The organism is Collinsella sp. TF12-2AT, from assembly GCF_003436735.1.
GTDB lineage: Bacteria > Actinomycetota > Coriobacteriia > Coriobacteriales > Coriobacteriaceae > Collinsella.
Map to the genome: position 1 here is coordinate 1 of NZ_QSQK01000017.1, position 505 is coordinate 505.

The 505-nt window shown below is 53.3% G+C and carries 2 tRNA genes; both read right to left on the reverse strand.

From position 1 onward, the window contains the following. Positions 1-164: 164 nt before the first annotated feature. Positions 165-239 (reverse strand) — tRNA-Asn (locus DXD24_RS09435). A 34-nt stretch (positions 240-273) separates the two neighbouring features. Next, positions 274-348: transfer RNA gene (locus DXD24_RS09440), tRNA-Asn, on the reverse strand. Positions 349-505: the final 157 nt, after the last annotated feature.

A 505-nucleotide genomic window follows, 5' to 3' on the forward strand; every position in this document is an offset into this window, starting at 1 on the left:
GGCCGAGGCCGCCTCGATCAATTTGCGAAAGAATCTTGACGGTACCTGTTGAGGTGGTGGGTCGCGGGATTACATCCTCGACACGAAATGTTGATATGGCAACGTTCGAGTCAAGTGGTCGCGGCATGAAAAAACCCGCCGCATAAGCGACGGGTTTTACAACCTGGCTCCCCGGGTAGGACTCGAACCTACAACAGCGCGGTTAACAGCCGCGTGCTCTACCATTGAGCTACCGAGGAATTTAAAAGCCCAGCGGAATGGGCTGAGAAATTCTGGCTCCCCGGGTAGGACTCGAACCTACAACAGCGCGGTTAACAGCCGCGTGCTCTACCATTGAGCTACCGAGGAATAGGTGCGTGCTCTCAAGCAACGAAGTTTATTATACGGACGAATCAGCTTAGGGCAAGAACTTTTTTGAGATTTTTTCCGACCTAGTCATTGAGGACGTCCCCAATGACCACATGAAAGCGCCCCCAAGCGGATGTGCTTGAGGGCGCTTCTTGCT